This window comes from Arthrobacter sp. 10N418 (assembly GCF_056394725.1).
In genome coordinates this window covers 274472-280471 of the sequence record NZ_JBFTIK010000003.1, presented here as the reverse complement: position 1 = coordinate 280471, position 6000 = coordinate 274472, and the positions used below count along the sequence as shown (strand labels likewise).

General features: G+C 62.4%; 9 protein-coding genes and 1 pseudogene. 7 read left to right on the top strand and 3 right to left on the bottom strand.

Going from position 1 to position 6000, the window contains the following annotated elements; all coding sequences use genetic code 11:
- Positions 1–131: pseudogene (locus AC1DCZ_RS04100) on the bottom strand (VOC family protein); the annotation flags it as partial.
- Between the two features lie 179 nt (positions 132–310).
- Between AC1DCZ_RS04100 and AC1DCZ_RS04095 the strand changes: the two are divergent.
- The 5 genes from AC1DCZ_RS04095 (at position 311) to AC1DCZ_RS04075 (ending at position 3269) form a co-directional block, all read left to right on the top strand.
- Positions 311–673, top strand: coding sequence for an ArsR/SmtB family transcription factor (locus AC1DCZ_RS04095; protein WP_476973476.1), 363 nt, complete (start codon positions 311–313; stop codon positions 671–673).
- The gene (locus AC1DCZ_RS04090; RefSeq protein ID WP_476973475.1) at positions 666–1139 is read left to right on the top strand and encodes an SRPBCC family protein; all 474 of its coding nucleotides are present in this window, start codon (positions 666–668) and stop codon (positions 1137–1139) included. Before AC1DCZ_RS04095 ends, AC1DCZ_RS04090 begins: the two co-directional genes overlap by 8 nt.
- Positions 1136–1951 carry an alpha/beta fold hydrolase gene (locus AC1DCZ_RS04085; protein WP_476973474.1) on the top strand — a complete coding sequence of 272 codons (816 nt, stop codon included), beginning with the start codon at positions 1136–1138 and terminating at the stop codon, positions 1949–1951. The genes AC1DCZ_RS04090 and AC1DCZ_RS04085 overlap by 4 nt, the downstream gene beginning before the upstream one ends.
- Positions 1952–2007: 56 nt before the next feature.
- On the top strand, positions 2008–2706 hold the full coding sequence (locus AC1DCZ_RS04080; protein ID WP_476973473.1) for a DUF998 domain-containing protein: 699 nt from the start codon (positions 2008–2010) through the stop codon (positions 2704–2706).
- A 119-nt stretch (positions 2707–2825) separates the two neighbouring features.
- The gene (locus tag AC1DCZ_RS04075; protein WP_476973472.1) at positions 2826–3269 is read left to right on the top strand and encodes a YdeI/OmpD-associated family protein; all 444 of its coding nucleotides are present in this window, start codon (positions 2826–2828) and stop codon (positions 3267–3269) included.
- Between the two features lie 401 nt (positions 3270–3670).
- On the opposite strand, the gene AC1DCZ_RS04070 is transcribed toward AC1DCZ_RS04075, so the two are convergent.
- Positions 3671–4363 (bottom strand): hypothetical protein, encoded by a 693-nt coding sequence (locus AC1DCZ_RS04070; RefSeq protein WP_476973471.1) that lies wholly within the window; start codon positions 4361–4363, stop codon positions 3671–3673.
- A gap of 261 nt (positions 4364–4624) precedes the next feature.
- Positions 4625–4801 (bottom strand): CsbD family protein, encoded by a 177-nt coding sequence (locus AC1DCZ_RS04065; RefSeq protein ID WP_476896956.1) that lies wholly within the window; start codon positions 4799–4801, stop codon positions 4625–4627.
- A 292-nt stretch (positions 4802–5093) separates the two neighbouring features.
- Between AC1DCZ_RS04065 and AC1DCZ_RS04060 the strand changes: the two genes are divergently transcribed.
- Positions 5094–5558, top strand: coding sequence for an SRPBCC family protein (locus AC1DCZ_RS04060; protein WP_476973470.1), 465 nt, complete (start codon positions 5094–5096; stop codon positions 5556–5558).
- Positions 5555–5893 carry an ArsR/SmtB family transcription factor gene (locus tag AC1DCZ_RS04055; RefSeq protein WP_476973469.1) on the top strand — a complete coding sequence of 113 codons (339 nt, stop codon included), beginning with the start codon at positions 5555–5557 and terminating at the stop codon, positions 5891–5893. The genes AC1DCZ_RS04060 and AC1DCZ_RS04055 overlap by 4 nt, the downstream gene beginning before the upstream one ends.
- Positions 5894–6000: the final 107 nt, after the last annotated feature.

Genomic DNA, 6000 nt, shown 5'->3' with positions numbered 1-6000 from the left:
GGTTCCTGGCTCGCGTGGAAGTCGGCAAAGGTGTTGGTCACCAGCTCGCCGCCGAAGACGCTCTTGTAAAACTCCATGGCTTCACGGGCGTTGTTGCGGAAGCTCAGATATGGATTGAGGCGGGTCGTCATGATGGATTCTCCAGGGTTGTGGGGGCGGTCATGGAAGTACCGGGCCATGCTAACAGGGCGACGCGGGGTCTTTCGGTCATGTTCGTTCAATACCCGATGGTTGTCAAGGCTTGGGATTTGCTTGACGAAAACTCCTGTTTGCGTATTATGAAACCAGTTGATTTCAAAACAGATTGGTTATGAAAGTGGAAACCGATAATCTCAGCGCCGTCTTCGGCGCACTGGCGGACCCGACGCGACGGGCGATTCTTCAGCGGTTGACCGTGGGCGATGCCAGTGTTGCCGACCTGGCCGGTCCGTTCGCTATCAGCCAGCCGGCCGTGTCCAAACACTTGAAAGTCCTGGAGGGCGCCGGCCTGATCTCCCGCAAGCGAGTGTCGACAGCGCGGCTTAGCCATCTGGAAACCGAGCAATTGAAGGCGGCGACGGAGTACATGGAAAAGTACCGAAGGTACTGGAACGAATCTTTCGACCGCCTCGACGACGCCCTCGCCATGTTTCAACGATCCGCAGAACACCCGGACGGAAACGTCGATGCCTGAGGCCACCAGACCCGACATAGCTGACCTGAACGTCTTCGTCACGCGGGTATTCAAGGCCCCACGGGAGGTGGTGTGGCGCTTCTGGACCGAACCGCACCTGCTGGCCACCTGGTTTGGCCCGGCAGGCGTAACCGTGCCGATTGACAGTGTCACAGTCGAACTCCGGGCCGGGGGCCGATGGGAGCTATCCATGGTCGACTCCACTTCCGGTGCCCTGAATCCCATTCTCGGACGGATCTCGTCGTTCGTCGCGCCCGAATTTCTTGAAATTCGGATGGACGCGGACACTGCCGCCGGCCCCGCCCAAGGAGTCCTGCTGCGCCTTAATTTCCATGACCATGGTGACCTCACCCGCGTCACCCTCCACCAGGGCCCGTTCACCGAGGAGATCCGGGACATGACGATCACCGGCTGGGAGCTCTCCTTCAACAAGCTCGACCTTCTAATCGAAAGGCACCCGGCATGAAACCGCACACCATCGACACCTCCGTAGGAGAGGTGATCTCCGCGGATGGAACCCCGATTTCGTATGAAAGAACCGGATCCGGACCGAGCGTCGTTCTCGTCGACGGAGCTTTCTGCGGCCGCGCCTTCGGCCCTTCGCGCAAGCTAGCCGGGGAACTGTCGTCATCATTTACCGTGTACTTTTACGACCGCCGCGGCCGCGGCGACAGCGGGGACACGAAACCCTATGCAGTGCAGCGGGAAATCGAGGACCTCGCCGCGGTCCTGACAGCGGCCGGAGATACCCCGTACGTCTACGGCATTTCCTCCGGTGCCGCACTTGCGCTCGAAGCTGCCGCGGCCGGCATCGGGATCCGTAAGCTGGCGATTTTCGAAGCGCCCTACACCGGTGTCGGCTCGGCAAACGGGGTTCCGGAGGACCACGGTGCGCGCCTCGAGGAGCTGCTCGCCGAAAACAGGCGGGGCGCGATGGTTTCCTACTTCCTGGTAGAGATGATCAACCTCCCTGCCTTCGTGCCCCTCTTGCTGCGCTTCATTCCCGGCGTATGGAAACACCAAACGGCGGCGGCCAACACGCTGCCGTATGAGACGAAAGTACTGAACAATTTCATTGCCCCCCTCGATCGGCTCACCGCCATCTCAGTACCCACCAGGGTCATGGTCGGAGGGAAGGCTGCCGCCGTGATGGCGGCCGCGCAATCGGAGGTCGCGGGGAGCATCCCGGGCGCCGAGCATCGTGTTCTCGCCGGCCAAACCCACCAGGTTTCCGAAAAGGCCGTCGCACCCCAACTCGTCGAGTTCTTCACCGTTTGACACCGGAACCGGAGGGTTCCGCCCCACTCCAGTCACCTCGCGTCAGGAGAACAGCCATGACAACAAGAACGACGCCCGCCAGCGGCTCCACAACAGACTCAGTCCCTTCCGCCACTGATGAACGCACCCGTTTCCTGCTGGCCTGCGGAATTGTCGCCGGACCCCTCTACCTCATCGTTGGATTCACGCAGGCATTCACCAGAGCCGGATACGACGCCGCGCACAACGATTTGAGCGTGCTTGCCAACGGAGACCTCGGCTGGATCCAGATCAGCAACCTCATCCTCACCGGACTCCTGACCTTTCTCAGTGCACTGGGAATCCGCCGCGTCCTCCGCGGCGGAAAAGGCGGCACCTGGGGACCGGCACTCCTCGGGGTCTACGGCCTGGGCCTGATTGGAGCAGGAATCTTCGTCGCCGACCCCATGAACGGATTCCCGCCCGGAACGGCTCCCGGCCACACCACACCCGGTTCGCTCCACGGGTTCCTCCACTTCGTCACCGGCGGCATCGGCTTCATCGCACTAATCGCCGGATGCCTCGTACTCTCCCGCCGGTTCTTCGCCGCTGGGGCAAGAGGCTTCGGCACGTTTTCAATCATCACCGGCGCGCTGTTCCTCATCGCATTTGCTGGCATAGCCACCGGATCAACCGATGCCCTCGTTGTTCTTGGCTTCACCGGGGCAGTCATACTTGCCTGGATATGGCTCGCGCTGGTTACGATCCGCCTGCGCAGACGGACCGGGCACCCATGAGACATCCCTACGGCGGCCAGGAAACCAACCCGGCCGGCGAGCAACGCACCTCCCAGGCTCGACCATCTGGGCCGGCTTAAGCCGCCCGATCGGGGACCCTCGGGAGTCATACTGTGAGCATGAAATTCACTACGACAATCCAGGGCAGCGGCAATAAAGCAGGGATCACGGTCCCCGAGGACGCCGTCGACGCAGTCGGGGCTGGCAGGCGACCGCCGGTGGTCGTGACCATCAACGGCAAGAGCTGCCGCAGCAGCATCGCGGTGATGGGCGGCCAGAATATGGTTGGGGTCAGCGCTGTCAACCGTGAACTGACGGGAGCCTCAGCCGGGGACATCGTGGAGGTGGACGTCGAACTGGACATGCGGCCGCGAATCATTGACGTGCCCGAAGACCTGGGGGTCGTCCTGGAGGCGGACCCCGAGGCGAAGGCGTTCTATGCGACGCTGAACTACAGCAGCCAGCGGCGTTACGTGGAGCCGGTCGCAGATGCCAAAACGCCAGATACCCGCGCCCGCCGAATTGCAAAGGTAGTGACGGACCTCAAGTCCGGCAAAAAGTAACTCGGGCATACTCTGATGGACCCTGGCTGGTTTTGAGGCGGTCAACGGGGCGGGTCCCGATGAGTTCCCTCGTTAAAGTGACCATCCAGCGCGTGAAGTAGTGATGCTGTAGCTGCAGCTCCATCTGCAACCCGTCGGAACCGCATCAGGTTTCCCGCTGGGCAGCGCGGGTTCCGTCGTGGATACGAAGAAGCCTCCGCGCGAATCCAGGAGCCAGGCCGCAGGACAGGCCCATCGGAATGCCACCACCCTGGCAGACTCGTCAGTCCCGGCGCAGCAGCCCAGGCGCGGATGTCCTTCGCGCCCGGTCCCGCAGCGCGAAGCTCGGTGGGCCCCTTGCGGCCGCCGCTACGACAGAATCGAGGCCCCATCGCTTCCCCCGACCGTCCGCGGGCCGGGGCTCAGACCAGCAAGGAGACGGCGTGGGCGATCACGAGGGCCAGGAGAACGAATCCGCCGGCGGCTTCGAGCCCCATCATCATTTTGGCTCGTGGCGACAAGGGCATGGTGTCGGTGGGGCTGAAGGCCATGGAGTTGGACAGCGAGAAATAGGTGTAGTCGACGAAGGAGGCCACCCAGCCACTCTTGACGGAGGATCGCGTAGCAACTTCCGTGACAGCGTCGTGGTCTTCGTCCTGGGGAAACCGGAAGTCAGCAGCGGGAAGGTTGTCGCGGTGGGAATTCCGACGTGCCACCGGTCCGCCGCGGTCCAGTTCCCAGAAGACCAGGGCAAAGGCGATGACGTTTGTCACCCAGATCTGCAGTGCTGCCAGAAGGAGCGTGCGCCCGTCGCCGCTGCCGGAGGCGGTCAGCAAAATGATGAGTTGCACCAAGGCGACGCCATTTGCAGCGACGAGGAGGAGTGCCTGACCCGTGGCCAATCGTTTTGACCAGCGGGTCTCTTTGTGCAGGCGGCGGGGATTAAGAATCAGCAGGGGGATCAGCATCACGAGCCCGATTCCCACGACTGTGTAGCGGATGAGCGGTAGGAAAGCGCTGGGAAGGGCGGCATAGAGACCAAGCGCAATGAGCAACCCGATTACTGCCGGCCAGCGGTGTTCGGAACGATCCTTCAGGTTTGCAGTTTCAGACATCCACCGAGTCTAGGCAAAGCAACGGCGCATGCCGGCCTGGGCGCGTACTGAACCGAGGCCAGACATAGTCGGCAAAATGCGATTTTTGGGTGTCTTGGTCATGATTGTCCAGCGCTCGTTGCCGTACGGCGATTGCGGGTGACGCCATGGCTCAAAATTCCTGGTCCTTGCCATCCTCAGACTCGCAGTACAGCGGGAGGGGGCGGACAAAACGAAGGGCGCACCTCTTTGACAGAAATGCGCCCTTCGCCTGCGATCAGGTCAGTCCTTCTTGAAGGCGTCCTTGACCTTCTCGCCGGCCTGCTTCAAATCACCTTTGGCTTGGTCAGCCTGTCCTTCAGCCTTCAGGCTGTCGTCGCCCGTGGCGTTCCCGGCAGCTTCCTTGCCCTTACCGCCCGCCTTTTCGGCAGCGTTCTCAATCTTGTCGCCTAGTCCCATGGTGTTTCCTCCTCTGGTTGGCAGCCGATTGATACGGCCATACCCCTATCCTAAGCATGCTTGTGATCAGGATTTCAAGTCCGAGCGTGCCCTGGAGTGCGCCTGCTTGCATCTCGCCGCATCCACCACTGTTGGACCAGACCTTGTAGGCGGCGGCATATGTAACCGTCCCGGATGCCCGGCGAACCCAACCGGGTCTTCTATCTGCCCAACCTGCAACCAATGGTTGCGCATGCCTGCGGCATGCCCTACATTGATGTGCAACCAAAGGTTGCGCAGACAGGGGAGTCGGATGGAACACGGCAGCATCGAGCGGGAGATCGAGATCGAAGCGACACCGGAGGTGGTGTACGAGGTCATCAGCAAGCCGGAGCACCTGCGGGAGTGGTGGCCGGATAGGGCGGAGCTCGAACCGGTACCCGGCGCCACCGGGGTCATCTCGTTTGGCGACAGGTCGTCGCCGCAGGCAAAGAGCGTCACGCTCACGGTGGTGGAGGCCGAACCGTCCCGGCGGTTTTCCTTCCGGTGGGTGTACGACGATGGTGAGACCGCGACGTCGTCCAACTCGCTCCTGGTGACCTTCGACCTGATCCCATCGGACAGGGGCACGCTGCTGCGTTTCACCGAGACGGGATTCCGTGAAAAGGGTTGGGAGGCAGCCGTGCTCGAGCAGAGTTACCGCGACCACGTCCGCGGCTGGGACTTCTTCCTGCCCAGGCTCGTCACCTACGTCGCCCGGCTGGTATCGGCGGCATGAGCGTCGCCGTCGACGACGACCTCTGGTCGGCGGTGGGCGATTCGACCCGGCGGCGGATGCTCGACCTGCTGCTCGACGACGGCGGCGGCACAGCAACCACGCTGAGCAGGCAACTGCCGGTCTCACGGCAGGCGGTCGCCAAACACCTTGGCGTGCTCCACCGGGTGGGAATGGTCCATGTCAGGCCTTCGGGGAGGGAGCGCATCTACGTGGTGAGCCAGGGTCAGCTGGCCCGCGCCGTGGCACAACTGTCCTCGGTCGGCTCGACCTGGGACGCCAGACTGCAGCGCATCAAGGGAATCGCAGAAGCAATCCAGCACGGCCGCGAAGGATGAGGCCCCGCGAACGAGATCTCGCCGCATCCGTGGCGGAGCTGAGGGATTCCGCCCAAATGCGGGCGCTCACACGAAAATAGTGAGGTATCGAAAATGTCGGACTTCAC

Excerpts from the sequence above, each read along its gene's own strand:
- AC1DCZ_RS04070 (WP_476973471.1), bottom strand. The coding sequence starts at position 4,363 with ATGTCTGAAACTGCAAACCTGAAGGATCGTTCCGAACACCGCTGGCCG.
- AC1DCZ_RS04085 (WP_476973474.1), top strand. The coding sequence starts at position 1,136 with ATGAAACCGCACACCATCGACACCTCCGTAGGAGAGGTGATCTCCGCG.
- AC1DCZ_RS04075 (WP_476973472.1), top strand. The coding sequence starts at position 2,826 with ATGAAATTCACTACGACAATCCAGGGCAGCGGCAATAAAGCAGGGATC.
- AC1DCZ_RS04065 (WP_476896956.1), bottom strand. The coding sequence starts at position 4,801 with ATGGGACTAGGCGACAAGATTGAGAACGCTGCCGAAAAGGCGGGCGGT.
- AC1DCZ_RS04090 (WP_476973475.1), top strand. The coding sequence starts at position 666 with ATGCCTGAGGCCACCAGACCCGACATAGCTGACCTGAACGTCTTCGTC.
- AC1DCZ_RS04055 (WP_476973469.1), top strand. The coding sequence starts at position 5,555 with ATGAGCGTCGCCGTCGACGACGACCTCTGGTCGGCGGTGGGCGATTCG.
- AC1DCZ_RS04080 (WP_476973473.1), top strand. The coding sequence starts at position 2,008 with ATGACAACAAGAACGACGCCCGCCAGCGGCTCCACAACAGACTCAGTC.
- AC1DCZ_RS04060 (WP_476973470.1), top strand. The coding sequence starts at position 5,094 with ATGGAACACGGCAGCATCGAGCGGGAGATCGAGATCGAAGCGACACCG.
- AC1DCZ_RS04095 (WP_476973476.1), top strand. The coding sequence starts at position 311 with ATGAAAGTGGAAACCGATAATCTCAGCGCCGTCTTCGGCGCACTGGCG.